The organism is Streptomyces sp. BK208 (assembly GCF_004364245.1).
Lineage (GTDB): Bacteria > Actinomycetota > Actinomycetes > Streptomycetales > Streptomycetaceae > Streptomyces.
Map to the genome: position 1 here is coordinate 1 of NZ_SOAV01000004.1, position 17823 is coordinate 17823.

General features: G+C 72.4%; 12 protein-coding genes. 9 read left to right on the top strand and 3 right to left on the bottom strand.

The window, feature by feature from the left end:
* The 5 genes from EV562_RS10965 to EV562_RS10985 all read left to right on the top strand — a co-directional run.
* Positions 1-528: DUF3459 domain-containing protein (locus EV562_RS10965; RefSeq protein WP_133886565.1), on the top strand; the 528-nt coding region annotated here is incomplete at its 5' end.
* Complete coding sequence (gene treS / locus EV562_RS10970; protein ID WP_133886566.1) at positions 525-2243, top strand: maltose alpha-D-glucosyltransferase; 1719 nt, start codon at positions 525-527, stop codon at positions 2241-2243. The genes EV562_RS10965 and treS, both read left to right, overlap by 4 nt.
* A 28-nt stretch (positions 2244-2271) precedes the next feature.
* Entirely contained in the window at positions 2272-3633 is a 1362-nt protein-coding gene (locus EV562_RS10975; RefSeq protein WP_133886567.1) for a maltokinase, read from the top strand.
* A 3-nt stretch (positions 3634-3636) separates the two neighbouring features.
* On the top strand, positions 3637-5862 hold the full coding sequence (gene glgB / locus EV562_RS10980) for a 1,4-alpha-glucan branching enzyme (protein WP_133886568.1): 2226 nt from the start codon (positions 3637-3639) through the stop codon (positions 5860-5862).
* Positions 5863-5935: 73 nt separating this feature from the next.
* On the top strand, positions 5936-7027 hold the full coding sequence (locus EV562_RS10985; protein ID WP_133886569.1) for a glutamate--cysteine ligase: 1092 nt from the start codon (positions 5936-5938) through the stop codon (positions 7025-7027).
* 125 nt (positions 7028-7152) lie between these two features.
* Here the strand turns inward: EV562_RS10985 and EV562_RS10990 are convergent, their stop codons facing one another.
* A complete protein-coding gene (locus EV562_RS10990) occupies positions 7153-7389 on the bottom strand; it encodes a DUF6480 family protein (RefSeq protein WP_133886570.1) in 237 nt (78 codons plus the stop codon).
* A 161-nt stretch (positions 7390-7550) separates the two neighbouring features.
* On the opposite strand from EV562_RS10990, the gene EV562_RS10995 reads away from it, so the two are divergent.
* Positions 7551-9461 (top strand): AMP-dependent synthetase/ligase, encoded by a 1911-nt coding sequence (locus tag EV562_RS10995; protein ID WP_133886571.1) that lies wholly within the window; start codon positions 7551-7553, stop codon positions 9459-9461.
* Between the two features lie 131 nt (positions 9462-9592).
* Positions 9593-10027 (top strand): ATP-binding protein, encoded by a 435-nt coding sequence (locus EV562_RS11000; RefSeq protein WP_133886572.1) that lies wholly within the window; start codon positions 9593-9595, stop codon positions 10025-10027.
* Positions 10028-10053: 26 nt separating this feature from the next.
* Here the strand turns inward: EV562_RS11000 and EV562_RS11005 are convergent, their stop codons facing one another.
* Together EV562_RS11005 and EV562_RS11010 are read right to left on the bottom strand one after the other, a co-directional pair.
* Positions 10054-10527 (bottom strand): ATP-binding protein, encoded by a 474-nt coding sequence (locus EV562_RS11005; protein ID WP_133886573.1) that lies wholly within the window; start codon positions 10525-10527, stop codon positions 10054-10056.
* Positions 10528-10571: 44 nt separating this feature from the next.
* Positions 10572-10943, bottom strand: a complete 372-nt coding sequence (locus EV562_RS11010) for a PRC-barrel domain-containing protein (protein WP_133886574.1) — start codon at positions 10941-10943, stop codon at positions 10572-10574.
* A gap of 381 nt (positions 10944-11324) precedes the next feature.
* Here EV562_RS11010 and EV562_RS11015 point away from each other — a divergent pair, with 381 nt between their 5' ends.
* Complete coding sequence (locus EV562_RS11015; RefSeq protein ID WP_133886575.1) at positions 11325-15320, top strand: HAMP domain-containing protein; 3996 nt, start codon at positions 11325-11327, stop codon at positions 15318-15320.
* Positions 15317-17779 (top strand): SpoIIE family protein phosphatase, encoded by a 2463-nt coding sequence (locus EV562_RS11020; RefSeq protein WP_133886576.1) that lies wholly within the window; start codon positions 15317-15319, stop codon positions 17777-17779. Before EV562_RS11015 ends, EV562_RS11020 begins: the two co-directional genes overlap by 4 nt.
* Positions 17780-17823 lie beyond the last annotated feature (44 nt).

Here is a 17823-nt window from a genome sequence, read left to right on the forward strand (position 1 = left end):
ACCCTCTCCCCCACCTGGGGCATCTACAGCGGCTACGAACTGTGCGAGAACACCCCGCTGCGCGAGGGCAGCGAGGAATACCTCGACTCGGAGAAGTACCAGCTCAAACCCCGCGACTGGGCCACCGCCGCCCGCGAGGGCACCACCATCGCCCCCCTCGTCACCCGCCTCAACACCATCCGGCGCGCCCACCCCGCGCTGCACCGGCTGCGGAACCTCCGCTTCCACCACACCGACAACGACGCGCTGATCGCGTACAGCAAGCGCGAAGGGTCCGACGTCGTCCTGGTGGTCGTGAACCTCGATCCGCATCGCACCCAGGAGGCCACGATCTCCCTCGACATGCCGCAGCTCGGTCTGGACCGGCACGAGTCGGTGCCGGTCCACGACGAACTCACCGGCCGGACCTACCAGTGGGGCCGGACGAACTACGTGCGGCTCGAACCCGGCCGGGCCCCCGCCCATGTCTTCCACGTCCGGCGGCCGTCCGCCGCCGCGCCGCAGAACGGAGGGGCGGGAGTCTCATGACCGTCAACGAGCCCGTGCCGGACACCTTCGAGGACACCCCCGCCAAGGACCGCGACCCGGACTGGTTCAAGAGAGCCGTCTTCTACGAGGTCCTCGTCCGCTCCTTCCAGGACAGCAACGGCGACGGCGTCGGCGACCTCAAGGGCCTGACCGCCAAACTGGACTACCTGCAATGGCTGGGTGTGGACTGCCTGTGGCTCCCGCCCTTCTTCAAGTCGCCGCTGCGCGACGGCGGCTACGACGTCTCCGACTACACCGCCGTCCTGCCCGAGTTCGGCGACCTCGCCGACTTCGTGGAGTTCGTGGACGCCGCCCACCAGCGCGGCATGCGCGTGATCATCGACTTCGTCATGAACCACACCAGCGACCAGCACCCGTGGTTCCAGGAGTCCCGCAAGAACCCGGACGGCCCCTACGGCGACTACTACGTCTGGGCCGACGACGACACCCGCTACGCGGACGCCCGCATCATCTTCGTCGACACCGAGGCGTCCAACTGGACCTACGACCCGGTGCGCGGCCAGTACTTCTGGCACCGCTTCTTCTCCCACCAGCCGGACCTCAACTACGAGAACCCGGCCGTGCAGGAGGAGATGCTGGCGGCCCTGAAGTTCTGGCTCGACCTGGGCGTGGACGGCTACCGTCTCGACGCCGTGCCCTACCTGTACGCCGAAGAGGGCACCAACTGCGAGAACCTGCCCGCCTCCCACGCGTTCCTCAAACGGGTGCGCCGCGAGATCGACGCCCAGTACCCGGACACCGTGCTGCTGGCGGAGGCCAACCAGTGGCCGGAGGACGTCGTCGACTACTTCGGCGACTACGCCACCGGCGGCGACGAGTGCCACATGGCCTTCCACTTCCCCGTCATGCCCCGCATCTTCATGGCCGTGCGCCGCGAGTCCCGCTACCCGGTCTCGGAAATCCTCGCCAAGACCCCGGCCATCCCGTCCGGCTGCCAGTGGGGCATCTTCCTGCGCAACCACGACGAGCTGACCCTGGAGATGGTCACCGACGAGGAACGCGACTACATGTACGCGGAGTACGCCAAGGACCCGCGCATGCGCGCCAACATCGGCATCCGCCGGCGGCTCGCCACCCTGCTGGACAACGACCGCGACCAGATCGAGCTGTTCACCGCCCTGCTCCTCGCCCTCCCGGGATCACCGATCCTCTACTACGGCGACGAGATCGGCATGGGCGACAACATCTGGCTCGGCGACCGCGACGCCGTGCGCACCCCCATGCAGTGGACGCCCGACCGCAACGCCGGCTTCTCGACCTGTGACCCGGGCCGCCTCTACCTGCCCACGATCATGGACCCGGTCTACGGCTACCAGGTGACGAACGTCGAGGCGTCCATGGCCTCGCCCTCGTCCCTGCTGCACTGGACCCGGCGCATGATCGAGATCCGCAAGCAGAACCCCGCCTTCGGCCTGGGCACCTACACCGAGCTGCCCTCCTCCAACCCCGCGGTGCTGGCCTTCCTGCGGGAGTACGAGGACGACCTGGTGCTGTGCGTGAACAACTTCGCGCGCTTCGCCCAGCCCACCGAGCTGGACCTGCGCGAGTTCGCCGGGCGCCACCCGGTCGAGCTGTTCGGCGGCGTCCGCTTCCCCGCGATCGGCGAACTGCCGTACCTGCTGACCCTCGGGGGCCACGGCTTCTACTGGTTCCGGCTCACCCGAGTCGCATCCCGCATCGGCCGCCGCGCTTGAGCGTGGGCCGAGGAAAGGACGCGTCACCATGCCGAAGACCGCATCCCTGCGCCCCGGACGCGGGCAGCTCGCCGAGCCGATGGAGTCGCTCGGCGAGCTGCTGCGGGAGTGGCTGCCGCGCCAACGCTGGTTCGCGGGCAAGGACCGGCCCGTGGCCGAGCTGGGTCTGCTGTCGATGACCGAGCTGTTCCCGGGCTGTCTGCACCTCCTGGTGCACACCGGGCAGGGCTCCGTGCCCTCCCCGGGCGGCACCCCGCAGGCCGGGGACTGCTACCAGCTGCTCCTCGGCGTGCGCGAGCAGCCCTCGCCGCGCCTGGGCCGGGCGATCATCGGCCAGGTGCAGGACGGTCCGCTGGCCGGGCGGACCGTCTACGACGCCCTGCACGATCCCCGCACCGCCCAGCTGCTCCTGGAGCGGCTCCGGCACCCCGGCAAGGCGGGGCCGCTGCGCTTCGAGGCCGACGCCGCGCGTCCGGTGCCCGGCGGGCTCGCGCCGCGGCTGCTGGACGCCGAGCAGTCGAACTCCTCGCTGATCTACGGCGACGAGTTCATCCTGAAGCTGTTCCGGCGCGTCCAGCCCGGCGTCAATCCCGACCTGGAGGTGCCGGACGCGCTGGCCCGCCAGGGCTGCGGCCGGGTCCCCGCGCCGGTGGCGTGGATGCGCACGACCCATCCCTACCAGGCGACGCTCGGGGTGCTCCAGCCGTTCCTGCACGGCGCCTCCGACGGCTGGACCCTCGCCCTGAACGCGCTCGCCGCAGGGGACGAGTTCACCGTGCAGGCCCACGAACTGGGGCAGGCGATGGGCGACGTGCACCGGGCGCTGGCCTCCGCCTTCCCGGTGGGCGCACCCGGTGAGAACGACCGCACGGCGGCGGCGATGACCGAGCGGCTCGACGCGGCCGCGCACTGCGTGCCGGCGCTGCAACCCTTCGTACCGGGGCTGCGGACGGCCTTCGCGGCGCTGTCCACCTGCGACTGGGGACCGCCCGCCCAGCGCATCCACGGCGACCTGCACCTCGGTCAGGTGCTGCGGGCGGGCCGGGACTGGTTCGTCATCGACTTCGAGGGCGAGCCCTCGCGCCCGCTGGCCGAACGGCGCAGCGCCCACTCCCCCGTCCGCGACATCGCGGGGATGCTGCGTTCCTTCGACTACGCCGCCCGGCAGCGCCGCCCGTGGCGCCCCGAGTGGGCGCGCCGCTGCCGGGAGGCGTTCTGCGCGGGCTACGCGGCCCGCGCCGGATGGGACCCCCGCAAGAAGCACGGCCTGCTCCGCGCCTACGAGACGGACCGTGCCGTGTACGAGGTGCTGTACGAGGCCCGGCACCGTCCCGACTGGCTTCCCGTACCCATGGCGGCGATCGAACGACTCGCCGTGAGAGGAGACTGACCCGTGGCCCTCCGCGACACCTCGATCCCCGAGCCGTCCGCCCCGGCCCCGCACGCACCCGGTGCCTGCGCGACCGCGCCGCCCCTCGACCCCACCGACCGGGGGCGCCTGCTGGCCGGTGCCCACCACGACCCGCACGCCCTGCTCGGCGCCCACCCGGTGCCCGGCGGCATCGTCTTCCGGACGCTGCGCCCCTTCGCCCGCGAGGTCGGCGTGCTCGTCGACGGCGAGCGCCACGCCCTGGCGTCGGAAGGGGACGGCCTGTTCTCCGGCGTCCTTCCGCTGTCCGGGATCCCGGCGTACACGCTGGTGGTGGCGTACGAGGAGGGCGAGCCGCAGGAGACGCACGACCCGTACCGCTTCCTGCCCGCGCTCGGCGAACTGGACCTGCACCTGATCGGCGAGGGCCGGCACGAGCAGCTGTGGCAGGCCCTCGGCGCGGAGCCGATGACCCACGAGGGCGTCACCGGCACCCGCTTCACGGTGTGGGCGCCGAACGCGCAGGGGGTGCGGGTCGCCACCGACTTCACCCACTGGGACGGCACGGCTTTCCCGATGCGTTCGCTGGGTTCGTCCGGCGTGTGGGAGCTGTTCCTGCCGGGTGTCGGCGAGGGCACCCGGTACAAGTTCGAGATCCACTCGCGCTACGGGCACCGTTTCCTGAAGGCCGACCCGATGGCCCGCGCGGCCGAGGAGCCGCCGAACACCGCGTCCGTGGTGACCGCCTCGCACTACGAGTGGGGCGACGCCCAGTGGATGCGGACCCGCGCCGCCCGGCCCGTGCACGAGGCGCCGTTCTCCGTCTACGAGGTGCACCTGCCGTCCTGGCGGCCGGGACTGACCTACCGCGAGCTGGCCGAGGAGCTGCCGGCCTACGTCACGGACCTGGGCTTCACCCACGTCGAGCTGATGCCGGTCGCCGAGCACCCCTACGGCCCGTCCTGGGGCTACCAGGTCACCGGGTTCTACGCCCCGACCGCGCGCCTCGGCACCCCGGACGACTTCCGGTACCTGGTCGACGCGCTGCACCGGGCCGGGATCGGCGTGATCATGGACTGGGTGCCGGCGCACTTCCCGAAGGACGACTGGGCGCTGGGCCGCTTCGACGGGGACCCGCTGTACGAGCCCGGGGACGACCGGCGCGCGACCCACCCGGACTGGGGGACGTACACCTTCGACTTCGCCCGGACCGAGGTGCGCAACTTCCTGGTGGCGAACGCCGTGTACTGGTGCGAGGAGTTCCACATCGACGGGCTGCGCGTGGACGCGGTCGCCTCGATGCTCTACCTGGACTACTCGCGCGACTCCGGCCAGTGGGAGCCCAACCGGTACGGCGGCCGGGAGGACCTGGCGGCCATGGCCTTCCTCCAGGAGATGAACGCGACCGTCTACCGGCGCTGCCCGGGCGTGGTGACCATCGCCGAGGAGTCGACGGCGTGGGGCGGGGTGACCCGGCCGACCGACACCGGCGGGCTGGGCTTCGGCCTGAAGTGGAACATGGGCTGGATGCACGACTCGCTGGAGTACGTGGCCCACGAGCCGGTGCACCGCAAGTACCACCACCATGAGATGTCCTTCTCCATGGTGTACGCGTACAGCGAGAACTACGTGCTGCCGATCTCCCACGACGAGGTGGTGCACGGCAAGCAGGCGCTGGTGTCGAAGATGCCGGGCGACTGGTGGCAGCGGCGCGCGAACGTGCGCGCCTACCTGGGCTTCATGTGGGCCCACCCCGGCAAGCAGCTGCTCTTCATGGGGCAGGAGTTCGCACAGGGTGCCGAGTGGTCGGAGAAGCAGGGTCCGGAGTGGTGGCTGCTCGACGAGGGGTATCACTCGGCGGGCGACCACCGCGGGGTGCAGGACCTGGTCCGCGAGCTGAACACCCGCTACGCGCGCACCCCGGCCCTGTGGCAGCGCGACACCGACCCGGCCGGCTTCCGGTGGGTGTCGGTGGACGCGGCCGAGGACAACGTCTTCGCCTTCCTGCGGTACGCCGCGGACGGCTCCCCGCTGCTGGCGGTGTCGAACTTCTCCCCGGTGGTCCGGCACGCGTACGAGCTGGCCGTCGGTGACGAGGCCGTCGCCTGGCAGGAGGTGCTCAACACCGACGCCGAGGAGTACGGCGGCGGCGGTGTGGCCAACCCGGACCCGGTCAAGCCGGAGGACGGGAACCTCCGGATCACACTGCCCCCGCTGGCCACGGTGTGGCTGATGCCGTACGCCCTGTGAGGTGACCAGGTGTCCGACCGGCCGCCCCGGGGCAGTCGGTTGGTCACACAGGCCCTCAGAAAGGCGGCAACAGGTGCGCACCGTCGGAGTGGAGGAGGAACTCCTCCTGGTCGATCCCGCGACCGGCGAGCCGCGGGCGCTGTCAGCGGCCGTGCTCGCCCGGGCCTCGCTGGACGACGCGGAGCAGGACGTCTTCGAGAAGGAGCTGCACGAGCAGATGCTCGAGTTCGCCACGCATCCGCAGGCGGACATGGAGAGGCTGCACGCGGAGATCGTCCGCTGCCGCGAGGAGGCCGGGCGGCACGCCGGCGGAATCGGGTGCGCGGTCGCCGCGCTCGCCACGTCACCGCTCCCGGTCACCCCGTCCATCGGCGTGAACCGGCGCTACGAGTGGATGGCAGAGCAGTACGGCGTCGTCGTCCAGGAACAGCTGGTCCTCGGCTGCCACGTGCACGTCTCCGTCGAGTCGGACGAGGAGGGCGTCGCGGTGATCGACCGCGTGCGGCCCTGGCTCCCGGTACTGACCGCGCTCAGCGCCAACTCGCCGTTCTGGCAGGGCGTGGACTCCTCGTACAGCAGTTACCGCAGCCGGGTCTGGCAGCGCTGGCCGTCGGCCGGTCCCACCGAGCTGTTCGGCTCGGCGGAGCGGTATCACCGCCGGATCGCGGACATGCTCGCCACGGGGACGATCCTGGACGACGCGATGGTCTACCTCGACATCCGGCTCTCCCAGCGGTATCCGACGGTCGAGTTCCGGGTCGCGGACGTCTGCCTGGACGCCTCGACGGCCGTCGTCCTCGCCGCGCTCGCCCGCGCGCTGGTCGAGACGGCTGCTCGGGAGTGGCGCGAGGGCGTCGAGCCGGCCGGGCACAGCGTCAGCCTCCTGCGCCTCGCCGCCTGGCGGGCCGCCCGGTCGGGGCTGACGGAGGAGCTGCTGCACCCGGGGACGATGCGGCGGATGCCCGCCGAGAGGGTCCTGCGGGCCCTGGTGGAGCACACCGAGGAGGCCCTCGCCGCCGCGGGCGACCTCGACCTGGTGCGCAAGGGTGTCGACACACTGCTGCGGGACGGCAACGGAGCGCGGGTGCAGCGCGGCCTGCTGGAGAGCACGGGCAGCCTGCGGGAGGTCGTCGCCGCCTGCGTGCGCCGCACCCAGGCGGGCTGAGACGTCCCGCAGCGGCCCGTTCGCTGCCGTCCGGCGGGCCGTGGACCGGCATCGGACCGGGCGTCGAACGGACCGGGCGCCGGTCGGCGGCCCCTGGCCCTCAGTGGATGAAGATCAGGGCGCGCTCAGTAGATGAGGGCCAGGGCGTAGCCCAGCAGACCCACCGCGAAGACCAGCACGACGGCGAGGATCAGCGTCATCGGCCCCTTGGCCCAGCCCTTGGCCGGATTGCTGAGCAGGTCCCGGGGGCCGGCCTCGGGCATGCTGCTCTCCGCCGGCGGGGTCTCCCCGGGCGGAACGCCGCCGCCCGGCTCCAGGCCGGTACTGAGTCGCGGATCGGGATCCGGGTTCGAATAGCTCATATCTCCCGGGTCCCCCGATCCGCCGGGATCACCAGGTGTGAACACTTCTGCCGTCCCGGCCCCCCGCCGACCGCGGCTGGGCTAGCCTCCGAGCACCGTCGACCCCGGTGCTCACCGGTGCCGGTCGGGGACCACCGTCCGTACACGTCAGGAGCCGGCGCATGCACGACCCCGCTCTAGCTCCCCGGGCCGTCCCGCCGCTGACCGGGGGCCTCGCCGACAGCCTCTTCGAGACGGCCGCCCGCACGCCTGCCCTGCCGATGCTCGCCCGCCGCCGCTCCCCCGGCTCGGCGGTCTGGGACGAGGTGAGCGCCGTGGAGTTCCGCGACGAGGTGGTCGACGTGGCGAAGGGCCTGATCGCGAGCGGTGTCTCGCCGGGCGACCGGGTGGCGGTCATGGCCCGCACCCGGTACGAGTGGACGGTCTTCAGCTACGCCCTGTGGACGGTGGGCGCCGAGGTCGTGCCGGTCTATCCGACCTCCTCGCGCGAGCAGGTCGAGTGGATCCTGCGGGACGCGGGCTGCGTGGGGGTGCTGGTCGAGGACGAGCAGAGCGTGATGACCGTCGGCCCGGTGTGCGCGTCCCTGCCCGCGCTGCGCCACGTCTGGCAGCTGGACGCGGGCGCGCTGGACTCGCTGGTGGAGCGCGGCGCCTTCCTCCCGTTCGCCTCCGTCGACTCCCTGCGCCGCATCGTGCTGCCCGACTCCACGGCGGTGGTCGCCTACACCTCGGGCACCACGGGCCGCGCTTTGGGCTGTGCGCTGAGCCACCGGGGCCTGGCCGGCCCGTGCGACACGCTGCTGGCGGGCTGGGGCCACACGGTGGCGCCCGAGGGAGAGCAGGGAGCGGTCCTCGCCTACCTGCCGTTCGCACACGTGTACGGGCTGATGATCCAGACCCTGTGCGTCCGGGGCGGGCTCCTCATGGCGCACGAACCCGCGATGACCGGGGAGGCCCTCTCCTCGGCCCTGTGTTCCTTCCGTCCGACGTACCTGTACGCGGTGCCGTCGGTCCTGGAGAAGATCTACAAGAACTTCCTGCGCACCGCCCAGCAGGCGGGCCGGGGTGCCCTGTTCGAGCGGGCCGCGCACACGGCGCGGGACTTCGCCGCCGCGCAGGAGCGGCTGCGTCTCGGCCGGGGGGCGGGGCCCGGCTTCGACCTGCGCCTCCAGCACGCCCTGTACGAGCGGACGGTGTACCGGAGGCTGCGCGGCGCCCTGGGCGGCCGGGTGGGCCGGGCCACCTCCGGCGGTTCACCGCTCAGCCGCGAGCTGTCCCTCTTCTACGAGGGCATCGGCGTCTACGTGCACGACGGCTACGGTCTGACCGAGACCAGCGGCGGGCTGACCATGCAGCCGCTGGGCCGGGAGAAGTCCGGCACCGTGGGCCAGCCGCTGCCCGGGACGGAGATCCGGGTGGCGGACGACGGGGAGATCCTGGTGCGCGGGCCGTCGCTGTTCCGGGGGTACCTCGGCGACGAGGCCGCCACCCGTGCGGTGCTGCGCGGCGGCTGGCTGGCCACCGGCGACCTCGGGCACCTGGACGACGAGAACTACCTGGCGATCACCGGGCGCAAGAAGGACGTCATCATCACCAGCGGCGGCAAGAGCGTGGCGCCGGCCGCGCTGGAGGAGCGGCTGCGGATGCACCCGCTGGTCCACCAGGCGGTGCTGGTCGGCGACAACCGGCCGTGCGTCGGCGCGCTGATCACGCTGGACCCCGAGTTCCTGACCCACTGGCGGGCCTCCCTGGCCCTGCCGGGCGACGCACCGGCCCGGGAGGCCCGCGAGGAGAACGCGCTGCGGGAGGAGATCGCGCGGGCCGTGGCCGCGGCCAACAGCGCCGTCTCGCGCTCGGAGTCCATCAGGGTCTTCCGTGTCCTGCCCGCCCCCTTCGACGTGGCAGGCGGCCTGCTCACCCCGTCGATGAAGCTCCGGCGGGACGCGATCGCGCAGGCCTACTCCCTGGAGATCGACGCGATGTACGCGGCCCGCTCGCACCGCCGGCCCGGCCAGGCGCCGTCGCGGGAGCCGGCGGGCTGGGAGGACGCGGACAACGTGTTCCTCCGCTGATCCGGCGACCGGCCCACCCCCTGGCCAGGTGACAACGGCGCGACTAGGTTCGCCCGGCACGGGCACTTACAACGGTGGGAAGGCGAAGGAGAAGAGACGACGCCCGGCCGTGGCCGGGCCGGGAAGGCGCAATGGCAGCCGAGTCGCGTTGGGACAGGACACTGGCTTCCGAGGAGATCACGAACCGCACCGCCAGTTTCACCGGGGAACTGCACAATGTGACCGGTGCGCGGCTGGTCGCGGAGGAGTTCCTCTACGACCTCGCCCGTGCGGCGCCGCCCGCGGCGCCCGAGCACTGGGACGACATCCTCCTCGTCGTCACGGAGCTGGCGGCGAACGCCGTGCAGTACGCACCGGGGCCCTTCCAGCTGCGGCTGCGCCGTACGTTCGACGGCGTGCACGTGGTGATGCACGACACCAACACCACCGAGCCCGCGCCGCGCCCCTTCCATCCGAGCAAGGGCGGCGGCGGCATCGGCTGGCACCTGATCCACACCCTGTCCGACCAGGTGAGCGTCGTCACCGGGGAGCAGGGCAAGGACATCCACGTCTTCCTGCCCTGGTGAGCCGGGCGGTCAGGTGACCGCGTCGCTCACGGGGCCGCCGCCCGCAGGGGCACCAGGGCACTGATCGTCTTGCCGCCTCCCGGTCGCAGGTCGACGGCGATGTCCCGGGCGAGGCGGGCGACCAGCGGCCATCCGTACCCACCGCCGGGGTGCGTGGTGGGAAACGCGGCCACGGCCCGGGGCACCACGGTGCTGTTGTCGTGGACGGCGATCCACAGCCCCTCGTCCGTGGGGCGGGCCTCGAAGCCGGCCAATCCGTCGCCGTGCCGGATCGCGTTGGTGACCAGTTCCGAGACCACGAGCAGCAGGTCGGCCACGTCCTCCTCGCGCACCTCACGGCCGTACCCGCCCCACCGCGTCCGCGCCATCGCCTCCGCGTACGCCCGCGCCGCCGCCGCGCTCGCCCCCGCCCCCGGCGCGGCGGGTACGGGGCCGGGCGTGGTGCCCGGGGGTGCCGTGCCGGCCGCGGTGGCCGTGGTGATCCGGTCGGCTGCTTCCATGTGCGTGGTGTCCCCCGGTTTCGGCGCGCTGTCGTTCGGTCCGGTCAGATCGCGGAACTCTCCCGCGGCGGCAGCCGGTGGTAGTAGTCGCCGACGGACGCCAGGTACTCGCGGTCCATCGTCTCGCTGTCGGTCCGGAACCTGGGCGCGGCCTTGACCTCGGCCCTGGTGCAGTTCAGCTTGACCGTGCGCGTCTCGGCGTCGACGCCGCGGACCACTCCGACCGGCACGAGCACACTGCGGCCGAACACCCAGACGCCGGTGTCGACGACGAGGTGCGGCATGCCGAAGTGCTCCGCCTGCCGGTCCACGTGCCCGATGGTGCCGTCCTCGGCGACCACATCACAGCCCGTCAGGTCCGCTCCCGCCAGGTGACCGCTCTCCGCCGCGTACGACCAGATGCTCTCCATCGGCACCCTGCCCTTCCCTCCCGTGTCGGTGACCGCTGTGGGGCCGGGACGGGACGCAAAGGTCCGGACCGGCTCCACAGCAGCACGTACCCGGCCGGGCCGACCGCATTCGAGCCCGGTGGGCGCTCCGGTGCGGCCGGTGTCCGGCCTGCCTGTCCGCGCGGTGGTGCCGAGGCGGCGTTACCCGTCCGTGGGTACGCGTTCGGCCGGGTGACTCATCGCTTTGTCCGGGCCCCGGGACTGGGTTAGCCTCTGACGTATTTTTCTGCCTGGGGCACATCCGTGAACTGCGCAGACGCGGGCACGGAAGGCCGGACCGCCCGAACGGTCCGGAGGGGGTGGCGAGTCCTCGCCCGAGGACTCCCGGGGAGCGGAACGAGGGTGCAGATGACCAACGACAGCGCAGGTGCCGTCGACGCGGCTCCCGGCGATCAGGAGCTGCGCCGTCTCCTGGCGGGCCTCACGGCCGTACGGGACGGCGACTTCGGTACCCGGCTGCCGGACGACGCCGACGGGCTGATGGGCGACATCGCCACGGTCTTCAACGGCATGGTGGACCAGTTGTCCGTGTTCACCTCCGAGGTCACGCGGGTCTCCCGCGAGGTCGGCACGGAGGGGACCCTGGGCGGGCAGGCGAAGGTGCCGGGGGTCTCGGGCACCTGGGCCGACCTGACGGACTCGGTCAACGCCATGGCGGGCAACCTCACCACCCAGGTCCGTGACATCGCCCAGGTGGCCACGGCGGTCGCCAGGGGCGACCTCTCCCAGAAGATCGACGTGGACGCCCGCGGCGAGATCCTGGAGCTGAAGAACACCATCAACACGATGGTCGACCAGCTCTCCGCCTTCGCCGACGAGGTCACCCGCGTCGCCCGCGAGGTCGGCACCGACGGGCGGCTCGGCGGCCAGGCCGACGTGCAGGGCGTCAAGGGCACGTGGCGCGACCTCACCGACTCGGTGAACTTCATGGCGGGCAACCTGACCAACCAGGTGCGCAACGTCGCCCAGGTGGCGACCGCCGTCGCCAAGGGCGACCTCTCCCAGAAGATCACCGTGGACGCCCGCGGCGAGATCCTGGAGCTGAAGAACACCATCAACACGATGGTCGACCAGCTCTCCGCCTTCGCCGACGAGGTCACCCGCGTCGCCCGCGAGGTCGGCACGGCCGGCAACCTGGGCGGGCAGGCACGGGTGCGCGGTGTGTCGGGCACCTGGAAGGACCTCACCGACAACGTCAACGTGATGGCGTCGAACCTGACCGGTCAGGTCCGCTCCATCGCCCAGGTGGCCACCGCGGTGGCCCGGGGCGACCTGTCGCAGCGGATCACCGTCGACGCCGAGGGCGAGGTCGCCGCGCTGGCCGACGTGATCAACACGATGGTCGACACCCTGTCGGCGTTCGCCGGCGAGGTCACCCGCGTCGCCCGCGAGGTCGGCACCGACGGACGCCTCGGCGGCCAGGCGAACGTGCCGAACGTCGCCGGCACCTGGAAGGACCTCACCGACAACGTCAACTCGATGGCCAACAACCTCACCAACCAGGTGCGCAACATCGCCCTGGTGACGACGGCGGTGGCCCGGGGCGACCTGTCGAAGAAGATCGACGTCGACGCGCGTGGCGAGATCCTCGAACTCAAGACGACGATCAACACCATGGTCGACCAGCTCTCCGCCTTCGCCGACGAGGTCACCCGCGTCGCCCGCGAGGTCGGCACCGAGGGCCGGCTCGGCGGCCAGGCCGAGGTGGAAGGCGTCTCCGGCACCTGGAAGCGCCTCACGGAGAACGTCAACGAGCTGGCCGGCAACCTCACCCGGCAGGTCCGCGCGATCGCCGAGGTCACGTCGGCCGTCGCCGAGGGCGACCTGACCCGCTCGGTCAACGTGGAGGCGTCCGGCGAGGTCGCCGAGCTCAAGGACAACATCAACGCCATGGTGGAGTCCCTGCGCGAGACCACGCGGGCCAACCAGGAGCAGGACTGGCTCAAGACGAACCTCGCCCGCATCTCCGGTCTGATGCAGGGGCACCGGGACCTGCCGGTGGTCGCGGAGCTGATCATGGACGAGCTGGTGCCGCTGGTGTCGGCCCAGTACGGTGCCTTCTACCTGGCCGAGGACGGGGACGGCGGTCCCGAGCTGCGACTCGTCGGTTCCTACGGCTATCCGGAGCACACGGAGCGGCCCACCCGCATCTCCTTCGGCCGCACCCTGGTCGGCCAGGCGGCGCGCAGCCGGCGCACCATCATGGTGAACGACCTGCCGCCCGGCTACCTGACGGTCTCCTCGGGGCTGGGCGAGGTGGTGCCGGCCGCGCTGGTGCTGCTGCCCATCGTGGTGGAGGGGCAGGTGCTCGGGGTCATCGAACTCGCCTCGGTCGCCCCGTTCACGCAGATCAACCAGGACTTCCTGGAGCTGCTGATGGAGACCATCGGCGTGAACGTCAACACCATCGTGGCCAACGCCCGCACCGACGAGCTGCTCGCCGAGTCGCAGCGCCTGACCGCCGAACTCCAGGCCCGCTCCGCGGAGCTGCAGGCGCAGCAGGAGGAGCTGCAGCACTCCAACGCCGAGCTGGAGGACAAGGCGTCCCTGCTCGCCTCGCAGAACCGGGACATCGAGGCGAAGAACCTGCAGATCGAGCAGGCCAGGCAGGAGCTGGAGGCGCGCGCCCAGCAGCTGTCGCTGGCCTCGAAGTACAAGTCGGAGTTCCTGGCCAACATGAGCCACGAGCTGCGTACCCCGCTCAACAGCCTGCTCATCCTGGCCCAGCTGCTCGCCCAGAACCCCTCACGCAACCTCACCCCGAAGCAGGTCGAGTACGCGGGCATCATCCACTCGGCGGGCTCGGACCTGCTGCAGCTGATCAACGACATCCTGGACCTGTCGAAGGTCGAGGCGGGGAAGATGGACGTCTCCCCCGAGCGCGTGACGTTGCGCCAGCTCATCGAGTACGTCGAGGCCACGTTCCGGCCCATGACGACGCAGAAGGGCCTGGAGTTCACGGTGTCCACGGCCGCCGGGGCCCCGGCGGACCTGCTGACCGACGACTCCCGGCTGCGTCAGGTGCTGCGCAACCTGCTGTCCAACGCGGTGAAGTTCACCGAGCGGGGCGGCGTGGAGCTGGCCGTCGAGCCGGCGCCGGACGACGAGGTGCCCGCCGGTGTGGTCCGGGGCGGGGCGGTGGTGGCCTTCCGGGTGAAGGACACCGGCATCGGCATCCCGGAACAGAACCTGGAGTCGATCTTCGGCGCGTTCCAGCAGGCGGACGGCACGACGAGCCGCAAGTACGGCGGCACCGGGCTCGGCCTGTCCATCACCCGGGAGATCGCCCAGCTGCTCGGCGGGGCCGTCACCGTGGACAGCACGCCGGACCGGGGCAGCACGTTCACGCTGTTCCTGCCGGTGGCGCGCCCGGACTTCGAGGACCTGCTGGTCCGGGGGCCGGAGCGGGTCCCGGCCGAGGCGTCCGCCGACGTGCTCGACGGGCCCCTGCCGTTGCCCGAGCTGACCGGCGGCCACCGGCAGCGGCCGCGGCGGCTGCTCGTCGTGGAGGAGCGGCCGCGCGGGCTGCTGACCCTGGTCGCGGAGAGCGTGATCGCGGATCTGACGCACGGGCGGGACGACGCGGGCGACCGGCCGCCGCTCGACGTGATCACCGCCGTGGGGGCGGAGGAGGCGGCCGGTGCGCTGGCCGCCGAGCCGTGCCACTGCGTCGTACTGGAGCTGGGGATGCGGGACGACGAGGCGTCCCGTTTCCTGCACGCGCTGCGGGGCGACTCGGCGCTGGCGAGCGTGCCGGTGCTGGTGCACAGCGCTCACCGCGTCGACGCCGCCCTGGAGGACGACCTGCGCTCGGGCCCGGCGGGCGGGGCGCTGGAGTTCCTGTCGAGCCTCGACGAGCTGCGCGAGCGCATCGCCCTCCACCTGGCCGCGGAGGAACCCGGTGACGTGCTCTCCCTGGTCCGGCCGGAGGAACCGCTGCGCCTGACGGCCCAGACCGGCCATGCGCCGCCCGCCGGGCGCACCGTTCTCGTCGTCGACGACGACGCGCGCAACCTCTTCGCGCTCAGCGGCATCCTGGAGCTGCACGGCTTCCGGGTCCTGCACGCGGAGAACGGCCGCCGGGGCATCGAGACGCTGGTGGACCATCCGGAGATCGCGCTGGTCCTGATGGACGTGATGATGCCCGAGATGGACGGCTACACGGCGACGGCCGAGATCCGCCGGATCCCCCGGTACGCCGAGCTGCCGATCATCGCCGTCACGGCGAAGGCGATGCCCGGGGACCGGGAGAAGAGCCTCGCCTCGGGCGCCAGCGACTACGTCACCAAACCCGTCGACACCAAGGACCTCATCGCCTGCGTACGGCGGTGGCTGCCCGCATGAACGCCTCCGAGCAGCCCGGCGAGCCGGGCGGTGACCTCCAGCCGGCCGCGTCCGACCTCGGGGGCATGACCCCGTTGTCGCCCGTGGGCCGGCTGGCGGCCACGGTCGACCGGCTCAGCCGTGAGGTACGGGCCGCCCAGGCGGAGGCCGAGGGCCGGGCACTGATCGAGCTGGCGAAGGGCATCCTGGTCGCCCGGCTCGGCTGCGGTCCTGCACAGGCCGCCCGGCAGCTGACCGAACTGGCCGAGCAGTCCCAGGCCACGCCGCTCCAGTTCGCGGTCGACGTCATCAACCAGGCCGCCCGCGACCGTATGTCGGAGGTGACGGACGCGTTCCTGGCGGCGACCGCCGCCGCTCGGACCGCGGTCCCGGACGACGACGCCGCCGGCGCGGTCGCGGCGGACGCGGACGGGACCGGTGAGGCGGTGGCCGGGTCGGCCGCCGTACGCCTGCGGGCCGCCGAGAGCGGCGCGCTGGCCGCTAACGACACCCAGGCCGTCGCCGACGCCCTGCTGGAGCAGGCACTGCGCCCGCTCGGCGCGGTCGCGGTGGCCATCTGGGCGGCCGGGTACGACGGGTCGCTCACCCTGGCGGGCAGCGCCGGCTTCCCGTCGGCGGAGGCGACCCGCTGGCACTACGTGCCGCCCGACGTGGCGACGGTGGCCCGGCGCGGACTGACCGACCGGGCGGGGCAGTGGTACGCGTCCCTCGCGGAGACGGGGCTGCCCAGCGTGGGCCGCCACCAGTACCCGGACGGCGGCAGGGTCGCGCTGCCCGCCGGTACCGGTGGGCGCATCCACGGCGTACTGGAGATCGCCTGGGCGGTGCCGCTGGCACCGCAGCCGCCCCAGGTGGTCCGCCAGGTGGAGGCCTTGGCGGAGCTGTGCGCGCACACCCTGGAGTCGTACACGCCGAGCGGCTCGGGGCACGAGCCCCGGGTCGTGCCGGACGCGGTGGAGCTGATGGACCTCGCCGACGGGCTGCACGACCCCGCCCTGGTCCTGGTCCCGCACCTGGACGCCTCGGGCAACCTGGCGGACTTCCGCATCCAGCACGTGAACAAACGCTTCCTGGACCCGGCCGGGCGGCCACGCGCCGTCGTGGGCGGCGCGCTGCTCCTGGAGACCTACCCGATGGCCGCCGGGGACAGCGAGCTGTTCCGCAACGTGGAGCGGGTGTACGCCACGGGCGAGCCGTTCCGGGCCCGGCACATGAACCTGACGGCTCTGGTGGACCAGGTGCCGCTGTCGGCGGTCGCGGACATCAGTGTCAGCCGGCACGGCAACGCGGTGCTGCTCATCTGGCGCATCGAGGACGAGACGGCGCGGCTGGCCAGCCTCCTCCAGCACGCCCAGCGGCTCGGCCGCATCGGCGGTTTCGAGGAGAACCTGCTGACCGGCGAGATCACCTGGAACGGGCAGCTGTTCGACCTGTACGGGCGGCCGCAGACGAGCGCGCCGGTCCCGCTGGAGGAGCTGGCCGCGCACGCCCACCCGGACGACGCCGTGGCCATCGGGCGGTTCCTGCGCACGCTGCTGCACCACCGCCGGCCGGCGTCGGCGGCCTTCCGACTGCGGCGGCCCGACGGGGTGACCCGGCACGTGCGGGTGGTCGCCGAGCCGGTCCTGGACACCGACGACCGGCTGCTGCTCGTACGGGGTGCCTGTCAGGACATCTCCGCCCAGCACTGGACGGAGGTGGCACTCGCCGCGACGCGCGACCAGCTGGCACACACCGAACAGCAGGCCGTCGAGCGCGCCCGGCTCACCCTTCAGCTGCAGCACGCCATCATGCCCCCGGCCCAGGCCCCGCTGCGGGTGCCGGACCTCCAGGTGGCCGTCCGGTACCGGCCCGCGGAGACGGACCAGCTGGTGGGCGGCGACTGGTACGACGCCGTCGTGCTGCCGAGCGGGCTGGTGCTGCTGTGCGTGGGGGACGTCGCCGGGCACGGGATAGAGGCGGCGACCAGCATGGTGGTGCTGCGCAACGCGCTGCGCGGTCTGGCGGTGACCGGGGCCGGTCCGGGGCAGCTGCTGTCCTGGCTGAACATCGTGGCGCACCATCTGACGGGCGGTGTCACCGCCACGGCGGTGTGCGGCCTGTACGACCCGGCCCGGAACACGCTGCGCTGGGCCAGGGCCGGCCATCTTCCGCCGGTGCTGGTGCGGGGCCCGGGAGCGGAGCCGCTGCCGCTGGTCAGGGGCATCCTGCTGGGCGCGGCCGCGGAGGCGGCGTACGAGGAGTCCGAGGTGCAGCTGGCCGGCGGGGACACCCTGCTGATGTACACCGACGGTCTGATCGAGCGGCGCGACCGCCCCGTGGAGGAGGCGCTGACCCAGCTGCTGAGCACCGTGCGTCCGACGCCGAACACCCTGGACCAGCACCTGGACCGGCTGCTCACGTACAGCAGGTCGGACACGGACGACGACACGTGTCTGGTCGGCATCCGGGTGGGATGAGCCACAGGGTGGTGAACCGGTCCGGTCGGCGGGTGTGGATCCGG

Excerpts from the sequence above, each read along its gene's own strand:
- treS (WP_133886566.1), top strand. The coding sequence starts at position 525 with ATGACCGTCAACGAGCCCGTGCCGGACACCTTCGAGGACACCCCCGCC.
- EV562_RS10975 (WP_133886567.1), top strand. The coding sequence starts at position 2,272 with ATGCCGAAGACCGCATCCCTGCGCCCCGGACGCGGGCAGCTCGCCGAG.
- EV562_RS10990 (WP_133886570.1), bottom strand. The coding sequence starts at position 7,389 with ATGAGCTATTCGAACCCGGATCCCGATCCGCGACTCAGTACCGGCCTG.
- EV562_RS10995 (WP_133886571.1), top strand. The coding sequence starts at position 7,551 with ATGCACGACCCCGCTCTAGCTCCCCGGGCCGTCCCGCCGCTGACCGGG.
- EV562_RS11000 (WP_133886572.1), top strand. The coding sequence starts at position 9,593 with ATGGCAGCCGAGTCGCGTTGGGACAGGACACTGGCTTCCGAGGAGATC.
- EV562_RS11005 (WP_133886573.1), bottom strand. The coding sequence starts at position 10,527 with ATGGAAGCAGCCGACCGGATCACCACGGCCACCGCGGCCGGCACGGCA.
- EV562_RS11015 (WP_133886575.1), top strand. The coding sequence starts at position 11,325 with ATGACCAACGACAGCGCAGGTGCCGTCGACGCGGCTCCCGGCGATCAG.
- EV562_RS11020 (WP_133886576.1), top strand. The coding sequence starts at position 15,317 with ATGAACGCCTCCGAGCAGCCCGGCGAGCCGGGCGGTGACCTCCAGCCG.